This window comes from Mycolicibacterium septicum DSM 44393, from assembly GCF_000455325.1.
In the GTDB taxonomy this organism is placed as follows: domain Bacteria; phylum Actinomycetota; class Actinomycetes; order Mycobacteriales; family Mycobacteriaceae; genus Mycobacterium; species Mycobacterium septicum.
In genome coordinates this window covers 3,882,982-3,906,112 of record NZ_HG322951.1, presented here as the reverse complement: position 1 = coordinate 3,906,112, position 23,131 = coordinate 3,882,982, and the positions used below count along the sequence as shown (strand labels likewise).

Sequence of the window (23,131 nt, the reverse complement as noted above, 5' to 3'; positions counted from 1 at the left end):
GTATCTGTGGAGCGCACTGCGATGACGCCATACTTTGTGGCCAGTGACGGCGGGTTCGTGCCGAACGAGATCGCGCACGGGGGCTGGGGCCCCACCCTGGGCGGTCAGGTGGTCGGTGGCCTGCTGGCGCGTGCCGTCGAAGTACACGTCACCGACGAGGGTCTGCAACCGGCGCGGTTCACCGTGGAAATACTGCGCCGGGTCGCCAGCGCACCGGTTCGCGTCTCCGCCTCGGTGGTCCGGTCGGGAGCGCGGATGCAGGCCGTCGATGCGGTCATGACCCAGGACGGCGAGCTGGTGGCCCGCGCCTCGGCGCTGTATCTGCGACGCGGTGCCCAACCCGACGGTGAGTTCTGGACCACCTCGATCGACCTGCCACCGCTACCTGAGGAGCCCGCGGATTTCGACGACACCGTGCCCATGTTCATCCGGCCCTATGGGCCGGATGCGGAATGGACCGGTCCGGGTTTTCCGTGGCAGCAATGCGGTCCGCGTTACGCATGGCTGCGCGAAGTGCGCGATCTGGTTGCCGGTGAAGAACTCTCGCCGTTCGTACGGGCGGCACTGGCCGTCGACGTCACGAGTTCGATGACCAATTTCAGTTCGGCCGGTTTGGCTTTCATCAATGCGGACTACACGCTGGCGCTCAGCCGGCTCCCGGTCGGTCCCTACATCGGCATGGCGGCGGTGACCCACACCAGCGCCGACGGTGTGGCGACCGGCAGTGCGAGCCTGTTTGACACGTCGGGCCCCATCGGCACCGGATTGTCCACCGCCGTGGCCAATTTCAACTTCAGCCCGAAAGGCTCGAGCTAGGCGGGGCGCAGGATGGCGACGAGAAAATCCGAGTCTTCGGTGAAGGGCCGCACATCCCACGTGGACAACAACAGATCCGGGGTGAACCCGGCCGTCGCCGCGTCGTCGAGGAACTGACCGAACTCGTATTCGCGGCCGGCTCCGAATCCGATCACTGCACGACCGTCCTCGGCGAGGTGGGCGCGCAGCCGGGTCAGGACCTGAACTCGGGTGCTCGGGGCGAGGAACGTCATCACGTTGCCTGCCGACACGATGATGTCGAACGCGTCGGCGATGCCCCGGGCCGGCAGGTCGAGCTCGGCGAGGTCGCCGACCAGCCACCGAGGACCGGGATGGTCCTTCTTGGCTGCCTCGATCAATGCCGGGTCGACGTCGACGCCGACCACCTGGTGTCCGGCCCCGGCCAGATATCCGCCCACCCGGCCGGGACCGCAGCCGGCATCCAGGATGCGGGCATTGCGCGATGCCATCGCGTCCACCAGACGAGCCTCACCGGCGAGGTCCTCGCCGGCGCGCGCCATGGCACGAAAGCGTTCGATGTACCAGTTCGAGTGCCCGGGATCGGCCGCGACCTTTTGCATCCAGATGCTCCGCTCGACCATGTGAGCATTGTTGCAAGCGGATGCCGGGCCCGGGCCGGGCGGTGGGGCTCAGCCCTGGGCGTCGAGGATCTTGATCGCGAAGACCAACGAGTCACCCGGCTGGATTCCGGCCGCGGGCTGCCCCTGGGGGTAACCGTCGGCAGAGGTCATCGCCACGGCCACCGTGGACCCGACCTTCTGTCCTGAAATGGCTTTCTGGAAGCCCGGCACCACGCCGTTGAGCGGGAAGTCGACCGGTTCGCCGCGTTCGTAGCTGCTGTCGAACACCGATCCGTCGCGTCCGTTGACACCCATGTAGCAGACCGTGACGTTCGCCGACGGTGAGACGACGGGCCCATCGCCGGCCTTGAGGGTCTGCACCTGGGTCTGGGCCACGCTGAACGGTCCGTCGACCTTCACCACCGGCGCCGCGGTGTCGGTGGAGCCGGTGACCGCAACGCTGCCGGTCGTCCCGGACGCCGTCCATTCGGGGGCGCCCGCGTTCTGGGGCGCCGCGGTCGGGCACGTGCTGGCCTCGGTTGCGGTCTCGGCGATCGAGGGCGTGAGCACCTCGGCGACCGACGGCGTGCTCGGCGAGGACGTGGCAGAGGAGGTGTCCGTGTCGGAGCCGCACGCGGCGAGCGCCATGGTCAACGACGCGGCGCAGGCCACGAGCGCAACAGAGGAAGGCACGCGAAAGGAGTTCATGCCTGGTCACGCTACAGCGGCGCAAGGTGGTGCCCGCCGATAGCCGGGCAATCGCGACCGCTCGTCGGCCGGATCGGTGAATTCCGCCGGAATTGTGAAAATTCAAATATTCATTGAAGGGCTGGGCGGACAGATTCATCGATAGGCGCCGGGCGATGTTTGCCCGTGATAGCGTCGCCGCAGGCAGACCGTTTATCCACACTCGAGGACACGGATTATGGCCAACAATTCCATGGGTGACTTTGTCAGCCAGTTGCGCCCAGCCCTACATCGGCTCCAGGACTGGCCCTATCCCGATCAGATTGACCACACGCTGTTCTCCGCCTTCATGAAGAATCCGCACGACGTCGGCGGCGATCCCGACGCCCCGGCGATCTTCGAGGAAAAGGAAGAAGAGGCGTGGGAACTCAATACCTTCGTCACGTGTGAGGTTCTCGGCTGGCGTGGTATTTGGACGTCCGAAGAACGGCGGCGGCTGGGGAACGTCGATGTGGGGCGCACGATTTACCACGGCTTCCCCTATTACGGCCGGTGGGTGTGGGCCATCGCCCGGGTCCTTGTCGAGAAAGACCACATCACGCTTCGCGAGTTGTTGGAGCGAGTCGACGAGGTGCGCGCCCGCGTGGCCGCCGGTGGCGTGGACGCGCTGTCGGCAACGCCACGCAGCGTCGGTGATCCGACGACGGTCTCCAGGAACCGCCATCACATCGAGGCGCTCGGTAAAGGCGACCCGCAGCGGTTCGACGGCCAGGCCGGGGCCCCTCGGTTCGCCGTTGGTGATCGGGTGCGCGTGCGGGATCTTCCGACGATCTTCTACACCCGCACCCAGGAGTATCTGCGCGGCAAGCCCGCGACGATCGTCGAGGTGTCCTACGAAAGCCTGGTGCCCGAGGACGAGGCGTTCGACCGCGAAGAGCAGAAACCTCAATGGTTCTACATCGTGCGCTTCAACATGACCGACGTGTGGGACCCCTATGCGGGCGCCGAAGGCGACACCCTCCAGGCCGAGATCTCCGAATTGTGGTTGCAGCCGCTGGGTTAGACCGCTCATTCGACAGACGAACAGGAATGCGACATGACGCACGACGACGCCGCACATACGCATGACGACGCATCCGAGCGGCATGCGGCACCGATGGTCGAGGAAGTGACCGATTTCGAGGTCTTGGAGATCGCGCTGCGCGAATTGGCGATTGAGAAAGGTCTGTTCACCGCCGAGGACCATCGGCATTACACCGAATTCGTCGAACAGATCGGACCGGCGCCGGGTTCGCGATTCGTCGCGAAGGCCTGGGTCGATCCGGATTTCAAGCAGCTGGCGCTCCGGGATCCCATCGCCGCCAGCCGGGAAGTGGGAATCGATTGGCTGCACCCGACCGGCTTCGGGACGCCCAGTGACTTCACGGCGCTGGAGGTGCTCGAGAACACCCCGACTCTGCATCACGTGATCGTCTGCACCTTGTGTTCGTGTTATCCGCGGCCGCTTCTCGGCAATTCACCCGAGTGGTATCGGACGCCCAACTATCGGCGCCGCATCGTGCGCTGGCCGCGTCAGGTACTCGGGGAATTCGGTCTTTTCCTGTCCGATGATGTCGAGATCCGTATCGAGGACTCCAATTCCAAACGCCGTTTCATGGTGCTGCCGGTCCGTCCCGCCGGAACCGAGGGCTGGACCGAGGAGCAACTCGCCGAGATCGTCACCCGCGACTGCATGATCGGTGTCGCCTTGCCGAAACCCGGCGTGACGACGAATGCGCAGCGTCCGGTGCATGCGGCGGTCCGGCCGGCCGAAGGATACTGAGGGGCGCCCGATGACAGACGAAGAGGACGTGACGACAGTCAGGGTGCGGACGCTGGAGGAGCTTGTCGGGCGCGGACAGGTATGGCCCCGCATGGCGCAGAAGTATGGCGTTTCCAACCTGGTGCCGCCGTGGAAGTCGAGTCTCGACGGGATGTGCGACGCACTCGATCACGAAGGAGTGACGCTGCCGTTGCTCACTCGCCGAGACGATGAGGACCGTCTGGTCAACGAGGTGTATGTGACACTGCCGTACCCGGAGAACCAGCTTGCCGCACTGACACATTCGCTGGTCGCCAGGAACATCATCGACGAGCAGTCACTGGCCGAACGCATGCGAAAAGTCAGGGCCCGACTCGAGGGGACCTGATCGGCAGCTCAGTGGTCGCTGCCTTCCACCGACCGGGAATTCAGTGCCGCCGGTGTCCATTTCGGCCAGGACGGCGACCCGACGGCGAATCCGCCGGCGATCTGGGCGACGATCCGCGGGCCTCTCGTGGTGCTGTTGTCGTAGAACGTGGCCGAGTCCACCCGCATCGCGGCGATCGCGACGAGGTCCCAAAGTCGTTGGTACCGTTCACGAATCTTGGTCTCGGGAACATGGTGGCCGCCGGCTTGCACCCGGTGGCGCACTCGTAGGACGGCCAGGTCTTCGGGGATCAGGATGCAGTGCAGGATCACGGTGTAGCCGGCGGCGTGCGCTTCGTCGATGAGCTCGAGTTTGGAGGGGTGGGAGAACACGGTCTCGGCGATGAAGGATTCGCCGAGCTCGATGAGCTTGGCCCGGGTTTCGGCGGCGACCAAAGCGGCCTCGTAGGAGTGCGGGGCCGGGTCTTCGGGCCAGCGACGCTTGGCGATTTCGTCGGCGTTGACGAAGGGGCTACCGGGAAGCAGCGGGGACAGGGTGAGCTCGACGAAGGTGGACTTGCCGGCGCCGTTGCATCCGACGACGAGATCGAGACGCTTCACCGCGCGACGGCACGGTCCGTGTCAGTGCAAGCCGCGATCACTGCTGGTGTGCCAGCGCCGCGGTGCTGCCGTCCGGCCGGTACTGCACGATCTCGCCGTTCTCGTCGAGCGCGACGGTGGTGATGCCGCGGGCGGCCAGCGTCTTGCCGTAGTCGGCGCGGGCCAGGCTCTCTTCGATGGAGGCGGCGATCTCGGCGTCGAACACCGCGCCTTCCTCGGCGGTCAACTCCCGAAGCGGAATATCACCTGCCAGGGCGGCTTCCACCTTGCGGCGGGCTGCACTGTGCCGGCTCGACACGGCACGGCCGACGCGGGCCCAGTGGTCGAGCTGCTGCTTGGCTGACCGGCTCTGACGTGCGCCTTCCGCGGCTGCACTGTCGATGAGGTCTGCGGCGAACCGGGTCACCCGATCTGCGGTGTCAGTCATGACGAGCCTCCGTTGTAGCAGTCTGAAACAAGCGTAGCAGAATGCTACATATAAGGGTTGTGACCAGCGTCATGCCGTCGACAGCCGCCTCGCGATCTCGCCGTACCGCTGGAAACGTTCCGGCCCGCCGAGCGCGTTGTAGAGCACGATGCGGGTGGCGACTCCGGCATATTTGGCGGTCAACGCCTCCGCCAGTCCGTCCCAGGTCGATTCGGTGGCGAAGGCGGCGATGTGGTCGTCGGTGATCTGCGCCGTCATCCCCGCGATGTCACCGGCCTTCTGTTTCTCCCGCAGGCGTGCGGTGGTGCCGTCGAAGCCGGCCTCGTCCCAGATGAACGCATAGTTCGGCGTGCTCCCGTAGAAGCTCATGCTGGCCCGAACGAACTCGCGCTCGTTGGCGCGTTCTTCCTCGCTGTCGCCGACGATCGTCATCACGGGGACGATCTTGGCGATGTCGTCGGGGGAGCGGCCCGCCTTGGCCGCACCCGCGGCGATGTTGGGCAGTACGTGGCGGGCGATATAACCCGGCTCGCCGATCGGGTGGATGTGGACACCGTCGGCGACTTCGCCCGCCATGCGCAGCATCCACGGATTCACGGCGGCGACGTCGACCTTGGGATCGGGTGCATCGATCGGCCCCGGGCTCCACTGGGGAGTGATGAAGTCGAGGTCGTAGAAGTCGCCGTGATGATCGAGCTTGCCGGTCCGGAAGGCGGCGAAGCACGCCTTCACGGCCAGCACGTAGTCGCGCAGGCGCGGCCCCGGATGCTCGAAGGGCATGCCATAGCGCCGAACCACATGGGTGCGGACCTGGGTGCCGATGCCGAGCCGGAACCTGCCGCCCGTCGCTTCCTGGAGTTCCCAGGCCGACGCCGCAGTGATGAACGGGCTGCGCGGAAAGGCAACGGCGACACCGGTCGACAGTTCCAGCCCGGGAGCTGCCTGAGACGCGACCGCCGCGTTGAGATATGCCGTGCGGCCCGTTTCGGTGAGCAGGAGCCCGGAGAATCCGGCGGACTGGGTGCGGCGGGCAAGGTCACCGATTTTTGCCAGCGGCTGCGGGACGGTCATCACGTCGACGTACACGTGGGGAGCGTACGTGTCGAACATCCGTAATGCCTTAGAAGTCAACCGTTTCACGCCACCGGGAGCCTAGACTTGGGGGAGATCAGGGCAACCGGACTCGTCGTAAACCAGAGCGTGTTGCAACTGAAGGAGGGGACCCATGGTCAGGATTCACACGGTCGTGGCGGGGGAGACGCTGTCAGCGTTGGCGTTGCGGTTCTACGGGGACGCGGAACTGTACCGGCTGATCGCCGCGGCCAGCGCAATTCCCAATCCGGACGCCGTCAACGTCGGACAGAAGCTGGTCTTTCCCGATTACGCGCGGTACACCGTCGCCCCCGGAGAAACGTTGTCGGCGGTGGCGTCGCGTTTCTACGGGCATGCGGAGTTGTCCAGGTTGATCGCCGCCGCCAACGGGATCGCCGAGGGCGCCGGCCTCAGCCCGGGGCAACGGCTCATCGTCCCGGAACTCAAGAGATACACGGTCGCTCCGGGGGATACGTTGTCGGCGTTGGCATCACGGTTCTACGGTGACGCCTCGTTCTACCCACCGATCGCCGGTGTCAACGGCATACCCGACCCCGGACACATCACCCCGGGACAGGCGCTGGTTATCTTCAGCGGTCGCAGCGACGGGTTCGGCCTGCGGATCGTCGACCGCAACGAGAACGATCCTCGCCTGTGGTACTACCGATTCCAGACCGCTGCCATCGGCTGGAACCCCGGCGTCAACGTTCTGCTTCCCGATGACTATCACACCAGCGGCCGCACCTATCCCGTTCTGTACATGTTCCACGGGGGTGCCGACGATTTCCGTCAGTTCGACTTCCTGGGGATCCGCGACTGGACGGCAGGCAAGCCGATCATCGTGGTGATGCCCGACGGCGGGCACGCCGGTTGGTATTCCAACCCGGTCACCTCATTCGTCGGACCGCGCAACTGGGAGACATTCCACATCGCCCAGTTGCTGCCGTGGATCGAGGCGAATTTCCGGACGTACGCCGAGTACGACGGCCGCGCGGTCGGGGGATTCTCGATGGGCGGTTTCGGCGCGCTGAAGTACACGGCCAAGTACTACGGCCACTTCGCGTCGGTCAGTGCTCACTCCGGTCCGGCGAGCCTGCGCCGCGATTTCGGCCTGGTGGTGCACTGGGCGAACATCACGTCGGCGGTTCTGGATCTGGGCGGCGGAACGGTCTACGGCGCTCCGTTCTGGGACCAGGCCAGGGTCAGTGCGGACAACCCGGTCGAGCGGATCGAGAGCTATCGCAACAAGCGGATCTTCCTTGTCGCCGGCACCAGCCCCGATCCGCTCAACTGGTTCGACAGCGTGAACGAGACGCAGGTGCTGGCCGGCCAGCGCGAGTTCCGCGACCTCCTCGGCCGCGCAGGCATCCCGTTCGAAGCACACGAGGTGCCCGGAGGCCACGTCTTCCGTCCCGACATGTTCCTCCGCGATCTCGACGGGATCATCGCCCGGCTGCGCCCCGCCAACATCGTGAACACCGACCTGTAACAGGAACCTCATCTTTCACAATTGTCACATCTGCACCAGAATTCAATTCTTTCACTGCTATCGCATTGGAAACTGACTTCACAGTAGGCCGCAATTGTCACAGTGGTCGCGAGAAAATTTTAGGAAACCGGGCTCGCGCGTCCAATGGACTGCCTCGCGCCCTGAGTCGATACCTGACCTGCAGTTACAGGGCGTGCAGGAGTGGTCTCATGTTCCTCACCGGCCACAAGAAGCCCATAACTATTAAATAAACTCAAAGAAGATAATTAGACTCTCTAGCACGGCTATTTTACTTTCGCCCCATCGGTAAACTCTGTATCACGATGGGCTGCAAATAGTCTTTCGTCCCGCCATTACCGGCGTGCACAGGCAGTGCCCGCCGCCAGGAAGGGATCGACATGCGCGTGCGCAAGGTCGTCACCGTCTTCGGGTTCATCGGTGCGATCACCCTGGCTCAGAACCTCCTGATGGTTCCGACTGCCGGCGCCGAACCGAACTGGGACGCGATGGCGCAATGCGAGTCAGGCGGCAACTGGGCGGCCGACACCGGCAACGGCTTCTACGGGGGGCTGCAGTTCACTCCCGCCACGTGGGCTTCCCACGGGCACTCGATCGCCGCCATGCGAGCGCGAGGAGCAGATTCGCGTCGCACGCAACGTGATGCAGACCCAAGGCCTCGGCGCCTGGCCCGTCTGCGGAGGCCCGGTCGGCCAGGCCACAGGAACCTGCCGCCAGGTGATGGTGTGGATCCCCCTGAGGAACCTGCCACGGCTGTGCACCTTGGTGCTCAATCCGCTGGGATGATCACACCTTCGCCCCGGAGCTGATCGAGCACGAATGGACGACCAGCCCATATTCACCGCCACCCGCATCGAGGCCGAGAGGTTGCTGCTCAGAAAGGGCCGCGACGACGACGGCGAGGGGCTCATCGAGACGCAGACCGACGAGCGGGTGCGTCGTTTCCTCGGCGGTCCGCGCTCCCAGGCAGAGGTCCGCGCCAGGGTGACCTCCGTGGGCGCGGCAACCTTGTTGGCGGCCGACAGCTGTTACATCGCGGCCGACCGCGAATCCGACGACATGCTCGGCATGGTGACGCTCAGCCGCCGTGATCCGGAATTGCCCGGTCACGTGAATGAAGGCGGCGGCGAGCTCGAGCTCAGCTATGTCTTTCGGGCACATGCATGGGGCAAGGGCTATGCGACCGAGGCCTGTCGCGCGTTACTGCGCTGCGCCGCAGAGCAACTCGCCGACCAACCGGTCGTGATCGTCACCCAGACGGCAAACCTGGCGGCGCTTCGACTGGCCGACCTGCTCGGTTTTGCCCAGCTGGGAACCTTCGAGCAATTCGACGCAGAACAGGTGCTGGCCACGGCACGGCTGGGGACGTTCCTGCCGCAGTAGGGCTTTCACTCTGCTCGTCTCGGCAGGATGTGACGGTACGCACGCGTGACGTAGACCGCACCTTTCCTCCCTCGGCGCGAAAAAGTCTTGGGCGGCGCTGAACTCACTCTCAGCAAACCCTCAGTGCGGGGCTGCACCATCTACGTAGGCGCCGGCGCGGCGCATATGGGTCGGTGTCGCAAGGAAGAAGCAAACGGAATGAATCAGTGGTCGGGGATGCCATCACACAACAGCAACCGTGAGTGGGAGGCGAAACGGGAGGCGGATCAACGGAATCCAAGTCCCTGGAGCCGCAAGGGCTATCAGCAGCCGTACCCGCACTACGGGCTGCACCCCGAGATGACCCAGAAATTCGACGCCCCGCTCGTCGATGCACCGCTGGGACCGGAGGCCGCACAGCCGAAGAAGAAGTCCCGCGTCGGTGTTCTGGTTGCCGGCACGGCCGCGGTGGCCATGGCGACGGGCGCAGTCGCGGCGGTCGCGGTGGTGGATCATCCCGGACAGCCCACGCCCGTCGCCCAGGCGCCCGTCGCTGACCGTGTCGGCAAGCCTTCGCCGATCACCGGATCCGCTCCTGCGCAGCCGAAGGGGTCAGCACCGGCCGGTTCGGTCGAACAGGTCTCGGCCAAGGTGTTGCCCAGCGTGGTGAAGCTGCAGATCGAGACCGGGCAGGGCAGCGAGGAAGGCTCCGGCATCGTCCTCAGCGAAGACGGCCTGATCCTGACCAACAACCATGTCGTCGCCTCCGCCGCCAGAGGCGCCGGAGGTCAGGGGCCGATGGCCGCCGAGGCGTCGCCCGACGGCCAGTACCCCGGTTTCCCGCGGGGCCTGTTTCCCGGTGGCCAGTTCCCGGGTGGCGACCAGTATTCGCCCGACGGACCTTCGACCAACAGCTCCGGCCGGACCAGCGGCACCATGCAGGCGACCGTGACGATGTCCGACGGGCGCACGGTGCCGTTCACCGTCGTCGGCACCGACCCTGACGATGACATCGCGGTGGTCAAGGCGCAGAACGTCTCCGGGCTCACGCCGATCTCGATCGGCTCGTCGAAGGACCTCAAGGTGGGGCAGAACGTCGTTGCGGTCGGCTCACCGCTGGGTCTGCAGGGGACGGTGACCACCGGCATCATCAGCGCGCTGGACCGGCCGGTGGCGACCGGTGACGGGCAGAGCGGTCAGCAGTCGGTGATGAGCGCGATTCAGACCGACGCGGCGATCAACCCGGGCAACTCCGGCGGTGCGCTGGTCGACATGAATGGTGACCTCATCGGGGTGAACTCGGCGATCGCATCGTTGGGCGGCGGCCAGGGTTCGCAGGGTGGCGGGCAGGCCGGGTCGATCGGCCTGGGCTTCGCCATCCCGGTCGACCAGGCCAAACGTATTGCCGACGAACTGGTTTCGACCGGAACGGTCCAGCACGCCTCGCTGGGTGTCCAGCTCTCCGGCAAAGGCAGCCGGGGCGCAGCCGTCGCCGGTGTCGTCGAAGGCGGCCCTGCCGCAGCCGCCGGTCTGCCTGACGGCGCGGTGATCACCAAACTCGACGACCAGGTGATCGACGGTCCAGATGCCCTGGTCGCCGCGGTGCGCTCCAAGGCGCCGGGCGACACCGTGACGCTGACCTACGAGGACCAGTCCGGCGCATCGAGCACCGTGGACGTCACCTTGGGGCAGTTGCAGGCCTGATTACCCGAACATGAGCCCCAGCCCGGCACTTCAGGGCTGGGGCTCATTCGTCGAAAATGGCATGACGGGTGGCCGCCGGATGTGTGACGATTCCCGGATGCCAAGCACGCTCATCGAGGTCAGGCGACGGTACACCGAATCAGAAGAGGTCGCGATCATCGACGCGGTGCACGATGCGCTGGTGGCCGCATTCCAGATACCTCCCGGCGACAAGCATGTCCGGTTGTTATCCCATGAACCACATCGGTTCTCGTATTCGCCGGGCCTGACAAACCCCGAGCTGTACACGCTTGTGACCATCGACTGCTTTGCCGGTCGATCGGTACCGGCCAAACGAAATCTCTACCGGGAGATCGTCACTCGTCTGGAGGATCTCGGCATCCCCTCCGGCCACATCACGATCCTGCTGCGGGAGAGCGCGCTGGAGAACTGGGGCGTTCGTGGCGGGCAGGCCGCCTGCGACATCAACCTGGGTTTCGACGTCAACGTGTAATCGGCTGCGCGCTATCGATCCGAGTTCTCGTCCCGTCCGATACCGGGCAGGAAACGTCCGACGCCGGCACAGTAGTCGCGATACGGCTGACCGTGGGCGCGGAGAAGATAGGGCTCCTCGACGACCCGGACTTGCAGTTCGATCGTGGCCAACAGCACGACGAAGGCCGACAGCGCGACCGGATTGGGCGTCATCAGGGTGATCCCGGCGGCGAACACGAGCATGGCGGTGAAGATCGGGTTGCGCACAGTTCCGAATACACCGGTGCGCACCAGGGTTGTTGTCTCGTCGGGGTCGACGCCGATTCTCCAGGATTCGCCCATATCGAGTTGGGCATAGACGGTGGCGGCGATTCCGGCGACGGCCAGCACTGTCCCGAGCACCTGAATCCACGGAGCCTGCAGGACGGGGAGCGGGGTGAGAACTCCGAGGAGTTGCGCGACCGGAGCGCCCGCGCCCACGATGATCGCCGCGATGAACCCGGCCCCGGCCAACCATTCGAGCGACCCGGGTTGTCCGTGAATGCCCCGGAACCCGGTCGAGCCGGTTTGTCGGTATTGGACCCAACTGCGCCACCCGAACCCCAGCACCGCGAAAATCAGATAGAGAATCAGTGCCGTGACGGCCATGGTCGTCATCTCCTCACTCGGTCAGTCGCCACAGTTCGGGCAGCAGTCATCTCCGGCATCGGTGTCGGGAATGGCTACGTTGCAGCAGGTTTGGCCGCGCCACGCTTCGCGCCCTTCGTGAACGGCGACACCGGCGAGGATGAGTGCGGCGATCGGGTCGGCCCAACTCCAGCCGAACAGGCTGTTGAGGACCAGGCCGGCGAGCACCACGGCGGACAGGTAGGTGCAGAGCAGGGTCTGCTTGGAGTCGGCGACCGCCGATCGAGAGCCCAGCTCACGGCCCGCCCGGCGTTGAGCCCAGGACAGCACCGGCATGACGATCAGGCTGGCCGCGGTCAGTGCGATGCCGATCGCCGAGTGCCGGGCCTCGGCGGCCCCGGTCAATGAGCGAATCGCTTCGACCGTGACGTAGCCGGCCAATGCGAAGAACGACACGGCGATGATCCGTAGTGCGGTCTTTTCTCGGGCTTCGGGGTCAGGGCCCGAAAACTGCCATGCCACCGCAGCAGCCGAGGACACTTCGATCACCGAATCGAGTCCGAAACCGATCAACGCGGTCGAGGACACCCTGGCGCCTTCGCCGATGGCCACAATCGCCTCGATCACGTTGTAGGTGATGGTCGCGGCGACGAACCATCGGATCCGCCGGTGCAGCAACGCCCGTCGCGCCGGGCCGAGGGGAGCGGGTGGTTGATGAAGGTCAGACGCCATCAGCAACACCCGTCGGACGCGGCGTTCGGGCAGTGCTCCGAATCGGCTGCCAGCACCACATGAAGCAGATCGTTCAATGCATGGGCCAGTTTGGGGTCGGCGAGTTCGTAGCGGGTGCGGCGGCCTTCGGGGACAGCCACCACCAGGCCGCAACCACGAAGGCAGGCAAGGTGATTGGACATGCTCTGCCTGGATACTCCCGCCGCTGCAGCCAGGTCGGCCGGATAGGCGGGTGAATCTTTGAGCGCCAGCAGGACCTTGGACCGGGTCGGATCCGACAGGGCATGCCCGAACCGGGCCAATACCGCCACCTGGGTCAGCGTCTCCACGACCTGACTGTACATCGTCGGGTGTATTCAGAAAAGGATGAACCGTCGCCGGACCGTCAGGGAAAGCAGGCGGTCGTCACGGGCCCAGGCCGTTGACCGTCGATGCGTGCCTCATTGATCTGGTGGACGCGAACGCTGACCTCCAACTGGAAGCGGTCGGCGGGGTCCTTGAGCGACAGGCCCGTGAGTTCCTCGATGAGCTTGATCCGGTAGATCAGGGAGTGCCGGTTGAGGTAGAGCGCTCTGGCCGCGGCGCTGATGTTGGTGGCCTCGTTGAGGAGGATCTCCAACGTGTGGACGAGCTGCCCCCGGCGCGTCTTGTCGTACTCGATGAGCGGCTGCAAGGTCTCGAGGATGGTCGCCATGGACTGGGGGTCCTGGCGCAGCACCTCGGCGAACTGACGCGAGCCGGCCGGCCGGCCGGGCAGGCCCGCCGGTACCGATGTCGGCACCGGGACGGACTGTCCGTGGACCGGAGGGAGCAACGCCCAACTCACGAGATTTTCGGGAAGCGCACTCAGCCGCTGAGCGGACGCGACCAACACGGAAACGGTGGACGCCGACGGGGCCGAGGAGAAGTGGCACATCACGAGGTCATCGGTGACCGAAGTGTGCACGGAGACGCCGGCCGAGAGCGCCAACTCGTCGAGGGCTTCGCCGAAGGCCGGGGCAAGGTCGTTCCAGCCGGTGTCGTCATGTTGACGCCGTCCGATGGCCATCTCGACCTGTGCGCCGGGAATCGCGGGACTCAACAGTGGGAGTAGGCGTTTCTGAACATCGGCGAAGGGGATCTCCCATGGCAGAAGGACCACCGGGAACTCATGACGATCGGCGAGCGGAACCAGCGAGTTGAGGAGTTCGCGGACAGTGATCTCGGGGGGAGGGCTCAAGATGAGCCCCGCCGCATGGGAGGACACGAGATAAGCGAGGAACTCCCGGTTGCCGGGCTGCCGGATATCGGCGCCGGTGCACAGCACCAGGTCGCCGGGGCGGATGAAGGACTCCGCAGGCGCGTGGATGATGTCCACCCAGGCGACTTCACGGGTCAGGCCGCGATGACCGGCGACCACAGAACCCCGGTCCAACGGCGCCACGGTCAAGGCCGCCGCCACGCTCAGCGGCGAGTCCTGGGACATGTCGCGCCTTCTCCTGATCTACCGTTGCGGCCCGCTTGTTCGTCGTTCTTGTCGGCGAGACCGCGGCGGCACACCCACACCCCCGAGCTCGACGGTACCAGCAAATCGGGGGCGTTCTCGCAGCACGTGAGGGGCATGCTCGTGGACCGGAGAGTCCACGAGCATGCCCTCATCGATCACACCGAGGTCAGGTCTGCGGTCGAGCGCCGACTCAGCAGCATGCCCCCTCCGAAGAGCACCAGCGGCATCACGCCGAAGATCGCTGCAAGGGTTGAGCTGCCACCGACGATCAGGGTCAGATTCGACACGACCAGCACCAAGGCCCCGAGCAGGGCGAGCGTGGCCGCCGCGCCCAACACCACGTTGCGGGTCGAGTCGCCGCGGCGGCTGAAGAAGATCACCACGGAGATCGTCGTCAGCAACCACAGGATCGCCAGTGCGTAGATACCGAGGCCGCCGAGGGGCCCGAAGATCTGCAGCACCGGGTCCAGCTGGAGCGCGGCGAAGATGCCCATCATCACGAACGAGGCGACGGTGATGGCGAGCGACGCGTTCGACGGCGCACCGTGGCGGCCGTGGACCTCGCCCAGCCGCTTCGAGAAAACGCCGCTCTGTCCCAGCGCGAAGGCGTATCGCGAGGCGATGTTGTGGAAGGCCAGGGCACACGCGAACACGCTGATGAACCAGAAGCCGGTGGTGAGGTCGCGCCCCAGCATGCCGAGGTACTGCTGGGCGGTGTTCACCATGAAGTTGTCGGGATCGGCCTCGGCGGCCGCGATGGCGTCCGGGCCGCCGTTGCCCTCGATCAGGGCCCAGCTGGAGAAGGCGTAGAAGCTCGCCACGATGCCGACAGCCCAGTAGGTCGCCCGCGGAACCGTCCGGTCGGGGTCCTTGGCCTCGTCGCGGAAGACCGCGGTCGCCTCCACTCCGACGAAGCCCCACAACGCGTACAACAGGGCGATTCCGACGCCACCGGCCAGGCCTTGCGGGGTGAAGGAGTCACCGGTGATTCCGTGCTCACCGCCCCGCAGCACGATGACCAGGTCGAGGACGACCAGGATGGCCACCTCGGAGACCAGGAAGATCCCCAGCACCTTGGCGCTGAGATCGATGTCGCGGTAACCCAGCCACGCGACGGCAGCCAGTACCAGCGCGGTCAGCAGCCACCACGGGATCTCGGGCCCGCCGAAGCGCTCGATGAGCCCGGAAAGGATGACGCCGTCGTAGGCTGCCACGCCCAGCAGCGTCGCCATGTATGCCGGCAGGGCGAGCACGGCGGCCCCGGCCCCGGCTGCGCGGCCGAGTGCCATCTGGATGTAGGCGTAGAAGGCACCGGGCTTGGTGACGTATTTCGACATCGCGACGAAGCTGGCCGCGAAGAGCAGGAAGACCGCTCCGGCCACCAGGAAGGCGACCGGGATACCCGTCGTCTTTCCGAGCACCATCGCGATCGGCACGTTGCCGCCGATGGTCGACAGTGGCGCCGCGGCAGCCACCACCATCAGCACGATGGCGGGCACACCGAGGTTCCCGCGCAGTTTGGCGGGGCGGCCGTCGGGTGACGTGTCGCGACTCCTTGTGTTGTCCGCGTCGACAACCTGGGACATGGGCGATCCTCTCTGACCTCTGGCACGGGAGCGGCTGACTCGCTGCTCGTCGAGTTCCGGGGATGAAGTCTGCGAGAAGGACGTGGCGTCGGCCAGTGGTCGGGCGCCTCTTTCCAACACCTTGTTGTAGGCCAGGTCACACCGAGCGACGGAAGTGGCGTCCGCATCAAACAGGTTGTTGGAAGGTCCGTGCGGGTCGTTGTTCCCCCGACACCGTTCCGTCAATGCTGAGCCTCGTCACGCAATAGAGAGGCACGGCGAGCGGCATGCACCTGAACAGCACCGACATCGAGCAGGATCATCGGCTGGGACGCATTCGGCTGTTGGACGAGCAGCGCGTCAACCTCGACGGGTTCGCCGAGCCCGACCCGGACCTGGGGATGATCTCGCACCTTTCGCCCCACGACCCGGCACCGTCCTGGGTCGTGGCCGACGACGGCAGCGTGCTCGAGATGGACTCGACCCCGGTCGCGAGCTTCGACACGATCGACGAGTTCATCGTGCGGTACGCCATCGACCACACCGAGGCGCCCCGGGCGATGGCGATGGACGAGACCGATCTGGCGCGGATGATCGTGGATTCGAGCGTGCCCCGTGAGCAGGTGCTGCGGGTCTGCGCGGGACTGACCCCGGCCAAGATGGCTCGCGTCGTCTCGATGCTGCAACCGGTCGAGATCCAGATGGCGATGATGAAGATGCGTGCGCGCCGGACCCCGGCGAATCAGGCCCACGTCACCAATCGGCTCGACGATCCGTTGCTGATCGCCGCCGATGCGGCTACCGCCGTGGTCTACGGATTCCGGGAACTGGAGGCGACGGTGCCGGTGCTCGACGATGCCCCGGCCGTTGCGGTGGGGCTGCTGATCGGTTCCCAGGTGCCCGCGCCCGGTGCCCTGACCCAGTGCTCTGTCGAGGAGGCACGCGAGCTGGAGCTGGGTGTGCGCGGGCTGGTGTCCTACGCCGAGACGGTGTCGGTGTACGGCACCGAGCAGGTCTTCACCGACGGCGACGACACTCCGTGGTCCAAGGCGTTCCTGACCTCGTCGTACGCCTCGCGCGGCATCAAGATGCGATTGTCCAGTGGGGCCGGCTCCGAGGTGCTGATGGGCCAGGCCGAGCGAAAGTCCATGAACTACTTGGAGTCTCGGTGCGTGGCGCTGGCCAAGGGCATCGGAGCGCAGGGTGTGCAGAACGGCGGTATCGACGGTGCCGGCATCACGGCCTCGGTGCCCGGAGGAGTTCGCGAACTGATCGCCGAGAACCTGATGGTCATGCTGCGCGGGCTGGAGTCGTGCAGCGGTAACGACAGTTTGATGTCCGAGTCGACGATGCGCCGGACCAGCCGGACCCTGCCGGTGCTGCTGTCCGGGTCGGATTTCATCTTCTCCGGATTTGGGTCCGTGTCCGCCTACGACAACATGTTCGGACCTTCGAACTTCAATGCCGACGATCTCGACGACTACCTGGTGTTGCAGCGGGACTGGGGCGTCGACGGGGGATTGCGGTCGGTCGACCCGACGACGCTGGAGGCGATGCGGCGGCTGGCCGCCGAAGCCACCCGGGCGGTTTTCGAGTATCTCGGCCTCGCCGACTTCGACGACGATCACGTGGAAGCCGTTGTGGGAGCGCAAGGTTCCAAGGATCTGCCGCAGACCGACGGCGTCAAGGTGCTCAGCGCGGCCAGGATGATTGACCAGTCGGGGCTCACTGTGCTCGATGTCGTCACCGCGCTCGCCGAGACCGGTTTCACCGACCTCGCCGACCGCGTGCTGGGCATGGCCAAGGCCAGAGTCACCGGCGACTACCTGCAGACTGCCGCCATCTTCGACGAGGAGATGAATGTGCTGTCGGCACTGCAGGACCCGAACGACTACCGCGGACCCGGGACCGGCTATCGGCCGTCACCGGAGCGGCAAGCCCAGATCGACGCGGTACGGCAGGCGAGGTCGGTGGCCGATCTGGTCAAGGAGCAGGCCACCTTCGCGCAGTCGGAGCGGCTGGTCGCGGTCGGCGCGGCCCGGATCGGCGACGACCCCCGGGAGGTCGTCATCGGCGTCTCACCCGCGTTCGGTACCAAGCTGTTTCAGACGCTGTCGGGCCTGACCATCTATGACGCGCTGGAACAGATTCTGGCCGGGCTCGAGGAGGAGCAGTGCGTGCCGCGCCTGGTCCGGATCACCGACAGCATCGACCTGGGAGCCATCGGCAAGTCCGCGGCTCAGTTGTCCGGATCCGGCATCGCGGTCGGGCTCCAGGCCAAGGGCACGACGATCATCCACCGGCGTGACCTCACACCCCTGGCGAACCTCGAATTGCTCAGCGTCGCACCGCTCATCACACCGGAGATGTACCGGCTCATCGGGATCAACGCCGGTCGGCACGCCAAGGGCGCTACACCGGCCCCGATGCGCAACGCCTACACGGAGGAGGCGATCACCGCGAGATACCACACCAGGGTGGTGTCGATGGTCGCCATCGAGCGGGAGCAGTCCGAGCACCGCGACGAGAACCGAAACCCCCACATCGAACTGGAGTTCACGCAATGACCGTCTCCTCACACTCCGGCCGGAGCGTTGCCGAGGTGACCGTCGAGGCTGCCCGCAACGGGGACCTCGCCCTCGACGACATCCGGATCAGCCGAGAGACCCTCCTGGTTCAGGCAGCGACTGCCGAGCGCACCGGGTCGGCACAGCTCGCCATGAATCTGCGGCGAGCGGCCGAGATGACGGCGCTGAGCTCTGACGACATGCTGTCGGCGTACGAGGCCCTTCGACCGGGTCGCTCCACGTTCGCCGAGTTGCAGGATCTTGCACAGAAGTTGGCCGGACAGGAGGCGCACATCTGCGCCGAATTCGTCCGTGAGGCCGCCGAGGTCTACCAACGGCGCGGCCTGCTGCGATGACCATCTGGGCCGGCGTCGACATCGGTAACTCCACCACCGAGGTGGTCCTCTGCGGTGCGGGCGCCGAACTCGACGTATTGGCCAGCGCGCGCACGCCGACGCGCGGCGGCAAGGGGTCGCTGCGGGCGGTCCAGGGCGCCGCACAGCTGGCACGACGCCTGGCCGATGCGCACGGGCTGGCGATCGAGCGGGCGGCATTCGCCCCAACAGGTCCCGTCCGGTCGTCCGTCGAACGGGTCAAGCTGGAGACCCGGCGCACCGGGCGCCTCACCATCGCCACCCGGTCGGCGGCAACCACCGCGGGCGATGCCGTCGGCGTCGGTGTCCCCGTACCGGTCGAGCATCTCGGCCAGGTCGACGGTCGCCCGGTCGTCGCCTGCGCGACCCGGGATTGGGGATACCGCGAGGTGGCCGGCGCGGTGAACGCGGCAGTCGAGGACGGCCGCAACGTCGTCGCGGTGCTGACGGAGAACGACGAGGCGGTGCTCGTATCGAACCGGCTCGGGACCGCCCTGCCGGTGGTTGACGATGTCGATGTGCGGCAGCTGCTTTCGGCGACGCTGATCGCCGTCGAGGTGCGCCAGGGCGTGGCGCCACTGCAGCACCTCACCGACCCGTTCTGGCTGGCCGACGTGTTCAGCTTGCGGGACGAGGAACGGGTTGACGCCCGCGCCGTCGCGGACCGGCTCTTCGACAGCGCATGCGCCGTCGTCTCGCTCGACAGTTCTGCACCGGCACGCGACACGCCGACCCCGCGGACGTCCGACTCCGCCTGCGAAGGCGGTGGACCGACCGGCCTTGTTCATTCGATATATTTGGCCGATATTGCGGCACAAGCAAATTCACGACGGGGATCGGTCGCGGTCGACAGTGTGGTGATGGCCACCATGGGTGGTGCCGAGGCCGCACCGGCCGGGGCCGATGAGCTAGGGGAAGCGCTGGGGGCCGACGTCACCCAGATCGACTCGGAGGCCGCTGCGGCGCGGGTCGGGGCCGTGACCACGCCCGGCGTGACCGACGACGTCGTGGTGGTGGACATCGGCGGTGGCACCGTGGACGTCGTCACGAATGGATCCCGTGTCGTCCTGCCTGGGGCCGGGCAACTGCTCACCACCGCCACCTCCAGCGCCCTCGACATCTCCAGAAGCGCGGCGGAGTACGCGAAACGCGCGGAGGCGGTCACGGCGATCACCGTTCAACTCGTCGAGGATGAGCACGGCCGTCGCCAGTTTCTGGACAAGCCGATCAGCGGCCGGTGCACGGGGTGGCTGCTGACCTCGGCTCCCAGCGGCCTACTGCCGTTCACGTCGCGGATGTCCGGAACGGAATGGCGCAGTTGGCGACTCGCATCGAAAAGGCTGGTCATCGGAGGCAACGTGATGAGGGGACTGGAACAGGTGGCACCCGGCGCCACCGGAGTGCTCCTGGTCGGTGGGGGAGCCAGTGACGACGAACTCGTCCGAGCGGTCAGTGAACAACTCGGCCATCAGGTCAGTGTGGGCCGGGGCAATGTGGGTGGACAGCTGGGTCACCGCTTTGCGGTGGCATACGGGCTCGTCGCCATGGCGACGCGAGGTCGCGCGGATCTGTGATGGGCTCATCGGTGCCCTGGTTCGACCGTTATCCGCGGGCGGGGTGTAGATCTCCGTTCGATTGCGGAAAGTAGGGGCGCAGGGCAGCGGCCAGGAGGCGATCGAGCATCCGGTCCGGCACGAAGCGCACCAACCGGGTTGCCAGTGCGGCGTCACGACCGATGGTGTAGCGGGCGCGCGGCTTTCGGGCCGTGACGATCCTGCCGATCGTCTTGGCCGCGTCGCCCGCGGACAGGCCGGACTCGGCGGAGGCGGCGGCCTGCGCGGTCACGGCGTGCACGAGCCCGAGGTAACGCTCAGAGTGTTCGGGCGTCAGGTCGTAGGTCGTCGTGCCGGCGCGGCCGAGCATTTCGGTCCGCACCGCGCCCGGCTCGACAACGACCACCCGCACGCCGAACGGCGCCATCTCGCGACGTAGGGCATCGCTGACGGCCTCGAGCGCAAACTTGGTACCCGCGTATGGGCCGTAGGTGGCCATGGCGACTCTGCCGCCGACAGAGCTGATGTTGATCACGCGCCCCTTGCTGCGGATCAGAGTGGGAAGAAGCGCCTGGGTGACGGCAACGTGTCCGAACAGATTGACTTCGAACAGTTTTCGCCACTCTTCGATCGCGAAGGCCTCGACTGGGGCGTTGACCCCGACGCCGGCGTTGTTCACCAGCGCCCGCAGCTGTCGGCGCTGCGGGTCCGCGTTCACCCGCAGGGACAGGGCCGCGATGTGGTCCGGGTTGATGATGTCGAGAATCAGCGGTTCGACACCAGGACCTCGGATTGCGTCGCCGTCCCGCTCGCGCCGGACGCCTGCGAGGACATGGAATCCCAGTTGGGCCAGCTCGCGTGCCGTGGCCGCGCCGATGCCAGTGGACGCGCCGGTCACGACGACGAGCCCACCCGATTCAGATGACAATGTCATCCGAATCAATCTACGCACTCAGATGACGCTGTCAACTAGGCTGGTTCGACCATGAGACGCGCCGAATCCGCAGCCGCCACGCGCCGCACCCTCCTCGACGATGCCGCCAAGCTGCTCGACAGCGGTGGGCCTGCCGCTGTCACGCTGCGTGAGGTCGGTGCGCGCGCGGGTGTCAGTCGCGGTGCGCCGTACCGGCATTTCGCGGACAAGGAGAGCCTCCTGACCGCAATCGCCGCCGAGGGCTGGGAACGCATCCGCGAGCGCATGGGTGCCCTGCGGGAGGATCCTGGGCTGGCGCCGGCCGATGCATTGCGTGCGGCGCTGCTCCTGCTCGTCGAAGCCAACCGCCGGCAGCCGTACCTGTATCAGCTGATGTTCACTCCACCGGCCGGGGACCCGGCCGCAGTGGTGCGGGCCGCGCAGCGTAGCTGCGACGAGTTCGTCGCGATTGTCGCCGCCGTTGTGGACGAGGGGAACGCACAGCGCTACGCGGCCATCCTTCTGACCGGCGCCCACGGTGCCGCCGGCCTCGAGACGAGCGGGCTACTCAGGACCGACAAGTGGGACACGTCTGCCGACGAACTCGTCGACGCCCTCCTCGCCACCGTGGCGCAGGCGGATCGCCAGGGCTGATCGCTCTGTGCGCCCGGACATGCCGTGCAGGTGAAAGTCCTAGGCGTGCTTGACCGACTGCTCGTACAGAATCCCGAGCCGATCGATGCGCCACAGCTGGCCGAGGACGATCAGTGCGGCACCCGATATGGTCGGCCACGCTTGGAGCGCGATCAAGCCGTAGACGAGCATGGCGAATCCGGCCAGCGCGTTCAGTGTCCAAATCCGTTGGACGACCCTGAATCCCTGCGGAACTCGACTTCTGTCCTGCATCCACATCCGTTCGCCGTAAATGCCCTTCGAGGACCAGGCCGTCGGCTTGTCGATCGGTGCGAACGCGTGCGGATTCCACCACAGCCACAGTGCGACCACGGCCAGCGGGACAAGCGCCCACCAGCCGATCCATGTGCGGCTCCAGATCGCCAGGATCGCCGGCGGGATGGCCGCGAATCTGGTCCACACGCTCCACGGATTGGCATGGCGCCGCCACGCTTCGTCGCTCATCCCGGCCATGCGGGCGTACCTGTCCAGAAGGCTCATCGAAGCATTCCTCTCGCGAGCGTGCGGATGGTGGCATCGAGTACGGAGTCGTAGCCGGGTTCGAAGCGCTCGCGGTGCATGACCACCAGGCCGATGGTGCGGACGACTTGGAGCAGGATGGCGGGCTCGATGTCGTCGACGAGGACGCCTTCGTTCTGACCCGCCGTCAGATAGTCGAGCAGTGGGGTCACGAGATATGGTGTGACGCGGGCGATCTGCTCGCTGCCGAGACGGTGGGTCACGGCGTCGAGCTCCTCGGGACGCGTGATCAGCCGCCGGTACATGGGATCGTCGGCGAGGGCGTCGGTGATGGCTCGCAGAACCGCAACGAGTCCGTCCTCGCTCAGCGGGGCCTCGAGCGTGGCGGCCACGCGGGCGGCCACACTCGGCGCCCGCTTCAGCATCACCTCGAGGTACAGCGACTCCTTCGAGTCGAAGAAGGCGTAGAAACTGCCCTTGGCGATGCCCACCGCCGCGACGAGCTCGTCGAGCGATGTCTTCTTCAAACCGTGCGCGATGAACCGCTGCTCTCCCGCATCGAGCAGGGCGTCGCCGATTCGTTGTTTCTCGTTCTGTGTGAACGCCGTCGCCATAGCTATGACTCTTTCTAGAATTTGGTCATAGCCTACCGCACGCTTACGACAGAACCTTGGGGCGCAGGGACGTTCACGTGAGGGATCCGGACGGCCATGTGGTTCTGCTC

At 66.2% G+C, this 23,131-nt stretch carries 25 protein-coding genes and 1 pseudogene; 13 read left to right on the top strand and 13 right to left on the bottom strand.

What is annotated here, in order from left to right; genetic code table 11:
* Nucleotides 1-21: 21 nt before the first annotated feature.
* Complete coding sequence (locus TX88_RS18410; protein ID WP_209447071.1) at nucleotides 22-816, top strand: thioesterase family protein; 795 nt, start codon at nucleotides 22-24, stop codon at nucleotides 814-816.
* Here TX88_RS18410 and TX88_RS18405 read toward each other — a convergent pair.
* Both TX88_RS18405 and TX88_RS18400 read right to left on the bottom strand, forming a co-directional pair.
* Complete coding sequence (locus TX88_RS18405) at nucleotides 813-1,418, bottom strand: class I SAM-dependent methyltransferase (protein ID WP_044518638.1); 606 nt, start codon at nucleotides 1,416-1,418, stop codon at nucleotides 813-815. The genes TX88_RS18410 and TX88_RS18405 overlap by 4 nt on opposite strands.
* Nucleotides 1,419-1,466: 48 nt before the next feature.
* The gene (locus tag TX88_RS18400; RefSeq protein ID WP_084621932.1) at nucleotides 1,467-2,105 is read right to left on the bottom strand and encodes an FKBP-type peptidyl-prolyl cis-trans isomerase; all 639 of its coding nucleotides are present in this window, start codon (nucleotides 2,103-2,105) and stop codon (nucleotides 1,467-1,469) included.
* Between the two features lie 217 nt (nucleotides 2,106-2,322).
* Here TX88_RS18400 and TX88_RS18395 point away from each other — a divergent pair, with 217 nt between their 5' ends.
* Genes TX88_RS18395 through TX88_RS18385 form a run of 3 tightly spaced genes read left to right on the top strand, consistent with a single transcriptional unit; the run spans nucleotide 2,323 to nucleotide 4,273 of the window.
* Nucleotides 2,323-3,147, top strand: coding sequence for an SH3-like domain-containing protein (locus TX88_RS18395; RefSeq protein WP_044518637.1), 825 nt, complete (start codon nucleotides 2,323-2,325; stop codon nucleotides 3,145-3,147).
* 33 nt (nucleotides 3,148-3,180) lie between these two features.
* On the top strand, nucleotides 3,181-3,906 hold the full coding sequence (gene scnC / locus TX88_RS18390; RefSeq protein ID WP_044518636.1) for a thiocyanate hydrolase subunit gamma: 726 nt from the start codon (nucleotides 3,181-3,183) through the stop codon (nucleotides 3,904-3,906).
* 10 nt (nucleotides 3,907-3,916) lie between these two features.
* Nucleotides 3,917-4,273 carry a hypothetical protein gene (locus TX88_RS18385; protein WP_044518635.1) on the top strand — a complete coding sequence of 119 codons (357 nt, stop codon included), beginning with the start codon at nucleotides 3,917-3,919 and terminating at the stop codon, nucleotides 4,271-4,273.
* A gap of 8 nt (nucleotides 4,274-4,281) precedes the next feature.
* Here TX88_RS18385 and TX88_RS18380 read toward each other — a convergent pair whose 3' ends face one another.
* From TX88_RS18380 to TX88_RS18370, 3 genes are all read right to left on the bottom strand, one after another.
* Entirely contained in the window at nucleotides 4,282-4,872 is a 591-nt protein-coding gene (locus tag TX88_RS18380) for an ATPase (RefSeq protein ID WP_044518634.1), read from the bottom strand.
* Nucleotides 4,873-4,909: 37 nt separating this feature from the next.
* Entirely contained in the window at nucleotides 4,910-5,299 is a 390-nt protein-coding gene (locus TX88_RS18375; protein ID WP_044518633.1) for a TA system antitoxin ParD family protein, read from the bottom strand.
* 69 nt (nucleotides 5,300-5,368) lie between these two features.
* A complete protein-coding gene (locus tag TX88_RS18370; protein WP_044519552.1) occupies nucleotides 5,369-6,385 on the bottom strand; it encodes a TIGR03617 family F420-dependent LLM class oxidoreductase in 1,017 nt (338 codons plus the stop codon).
* Nucleotides 6,386-6,524: 139 nt separating this feature from the next.
* Between TX88_RS18370 and TX88_RS18365 the strand changes: the two genes are divergently transcribed.
* From TX88_RS18365 to TX88_RS18345, 5 genes and pseudogenes are all read left to right on the top strand, one after another.
* Nucleotides 6,525-7,880, top strand: coding sequence for an alpha/beta hydrolase-fold protein (locus TX88_RS18365; RefSeq protein WP_044518632.1), 1,356 nt, complete (start codon nucleotides 6,525-6,527; stop codon nucleotides 7,878-7,880).
* A gap of 398 nt (nucleotides 7,881-8,278) precedes the next feature.
* Nucleotides 8,279-8,684 (top strand): annotated as a pseudogene (locus TX88_RS18360) (transglycosylase family protein).
* Between the two features lie 33 nt (nucleotides 8,685-8,717).
* Nucleotides 8,718-9,281, top strand: coding sequence for a GNAT family N-acetyltransferase (locus TX88_RS18355; RefSeq protein ID WP_044518631.1), 564 nt, complete (start codon nucleotides 8,718-8,720; stop codon nucleotides 9,279-9,281).
* Between the two features lie 426 nt (nucleotides 9,282-9,707).
* Complete coding sequence (locus tag TX88_RS18350; RefSeq protein ID WP_409365884.1) at nucleotides 9,708-10,964, top strand: S1C family serine protease; 1,257 nt, start codon at nucleotides 9,708-9,710, stop codon at nucleotides 10,962-10,964.
* Between the two features lie 97 nt (nucleotides 10,965-11,061).
* Nucleotides 11,062-11,457, top strand: coding sequence for a tautomerase family protein (locus TX88_RS18345; RefSeq protein ID WP_044519550.1), 396 nt, complete (start codon nucleotides 11,062-11,064; stop codon nucleotides 11,455-11,457).
* A gap of 11 nt (nucleotides 11,458-11,468) precedes the next feature.
* On the opposite strand, the gene TX88_RS18340 is transcribed toward TX88_RS18345, so the two are convergent.
* The 5 genes from TX88_RS18340 to TX88_RS18320 all read right to left on the bottom strand — a co-directional run bounded on the left by TX88_RS18340 (nucleotide 11,469) and on the right by TX88_RS18320 (nucleotide 15,869).
* Nucleotides 11,469-12,086: a methyltransferase family protein gene (locus TX88_RS18340; protein WP_044519549.1), complete on the bottom strand. Its 618-nt coding sequence runs from the start codon at nucleotides 12,084-12,086 to the stop codon at nucleotides 11,469-11,471.
* Between the two features lie 21 nt (nucleotides 12,087-12,107).
* Nucleotides 12,108-12,797: a cation efflux transmembrane domain-containing protein gene (locus tag TX88_RS18335; RefSeq protein WP_044519548.1), complete on the bottom strand. Its 690-nt coding sequence runs from the start codon at nucleotides 12,795-12,797 to the stop codon at nucleotides 12,108-12,110.
* Nucleotides 12,797-13,141: an ArsR/SmtB family transcription factor gene (locus tag TX88_RS18330; RefSeq protein ID WP_044518630.1), complete on the bottom strand. Its 345-nt coding sequence runs from the start codon at nucleotides 13,139-13,141 to the stop codon at nucleotides 12,797-12,799. The genes TX88_RS18335 and TX88_RS18330 overlap by 1 nt, the downstream gene beginning before the upstream one ends.
* 41 nt (nucleotides 13,142-13,182) lie before the next feature.
* Nucleotides 13,183-14,262: a PucR family transcriptional regulator gene (locus TX88_RS18325; protein WP_044518629.1), complete on the bottom strand. Its 1,080-nt coding sequence runs from the start codon at nucleotides 14,260-14,262 to the stop codon at nucleotides 13,183-13,185.
* 176 nt (nucleotides 14,263-14,438) lie between these two features.
* The gene (locus TX88_RS18320; protein ID WP_044518628.1) at nucleotides 14,439-15,869 is read right to left on the bottom strand and encodes an APC family permease; all 1,431 of its coding nucleotides are present in this window, start codon (nucleotides 15,867-15,869) and stop codon (nucleotides 14,439-14,441) included.
* Nucleotides 15,870-16,135: 266 nt separating this feature from the next.
* Here TX88_RS18320 and TX88_RS18315 point away from each other — a divergent pair, with 266 nt between their 5' ends.
* The 3 genes from TX88_RS18315 to TX88_RS18305 are packed head-to-tail and all read left to right on the top strand — an operon-like array spanning nucleotide 16,136 to nucleotide 20,363.
* Nucleotides 16,136-18,415, top strand: coding sequence for a propanediol/glycerol family dehydratase large subunit (locus tag TX88_RS18315; protein ID WP_044518627.1), 2,280 nt, complete (start codon nucleotides 16,136-16,138; stop codon nucleotides 18,413-18,415).
* On the top strand, nucleotides 18,412-18,771 hold the full coding sequence (locus TX88_RS18310) for a diol dehydratase small subunit (RefSeq protein WP_044518625.1): 360 nt from the start codon (nucleotides 18,412-18,414) through the stop codon (nucleotides 18,769-18,771). The genes TX88_RS18315 and TX88_RS18310 overlap by 4 nt, the downstream gene beginning before the upstream one ends.
* Nucleotides 18,768-20,363: a diol dehydratase reactivase ATPase-like domain-containing protein gene (locus TX88_RS18305; protein ID WP_044518624.1), complete on the top strand. Its 1,596-nt coding sequence runs from the start codon at nucleotides 18,768-18,770 to the stop codon at nucleotides 20,361-20,363. Before TX88_RS18310 ends, TX88_RS18305 begins: the two co-directional genes overlap by 4 nt.
* A gap of 28 nt (nucleotides 20,364-20,391) precedes the next feature.
* On the opposite strand, the gene TX88_RS18300 is transcribed toward TX88_RS18305, so the two are convergent.
* Nucleotides 20,392-21,276 (bottom strand): SDR family oxidoreductase, encoded by an 885-nt coding sequence (locus TX88_RS18300; protein ID WP_044518623.1) that lies wholly within the window; start codon nucleotides 21,274-21,276, stop codon nucleotides 20,392-20,394.
* Between the two features lie 51 nt (nucleotides 21,277-21,327).
* Between TX88_RS18300 and TX88_RS18295 the strand changes: the two genes are divergently transcribed.
* A complete protein-coding gene (locus TX88_RS18295) occupies nucleotides 21,328-21,909 on the top strand; it encodes a TetR/AcrR family transcriptional regulator (protein WP_044518621.1) in 582 nt (193 codons plus the stop codon).
* 39 nt (nucleotides 21,910-21,948) lie between these two features.
* Here the strand turns inward: TX88_RS18295 and TX88_RS18290 are convergent, their stop codons facing one another.
* Both TX88_RS18290 and TX88_RS18285 read right to left on the bottom strand, forming a co-directional pair.
* Nucleotides 21,949-22,428 carry a DUF6653 family protein gene (locus tag TX88_RS18290; protein WP_044518620.1) on the bottom strand — a complete coding sequence of 160 codons (480 nt, stop codon included), beginning with the start codon at nucleotides 22,426-22,428 and terminating at the stop codon, nucleotides 21,949-21,951.
* On the bottom strand, nucleotides 22,425-23,021 hold the full coding sequence (locus TX88_RS18285) for a TetR/AcrR family transcriptional regulator (protein WP_044518619.1): 597 nt from the start codon (nucleotides 23,019-23,021) through the stop codon (nucleotides 22,425-22,427). The genes TX88_RS18290 and TX88_RS18285 overlap by 4 nt, the downstream gene beginning before the upstream one ends.
* Nucleotides 23,022-23,131: the final 110 nt, after the last annotated feature.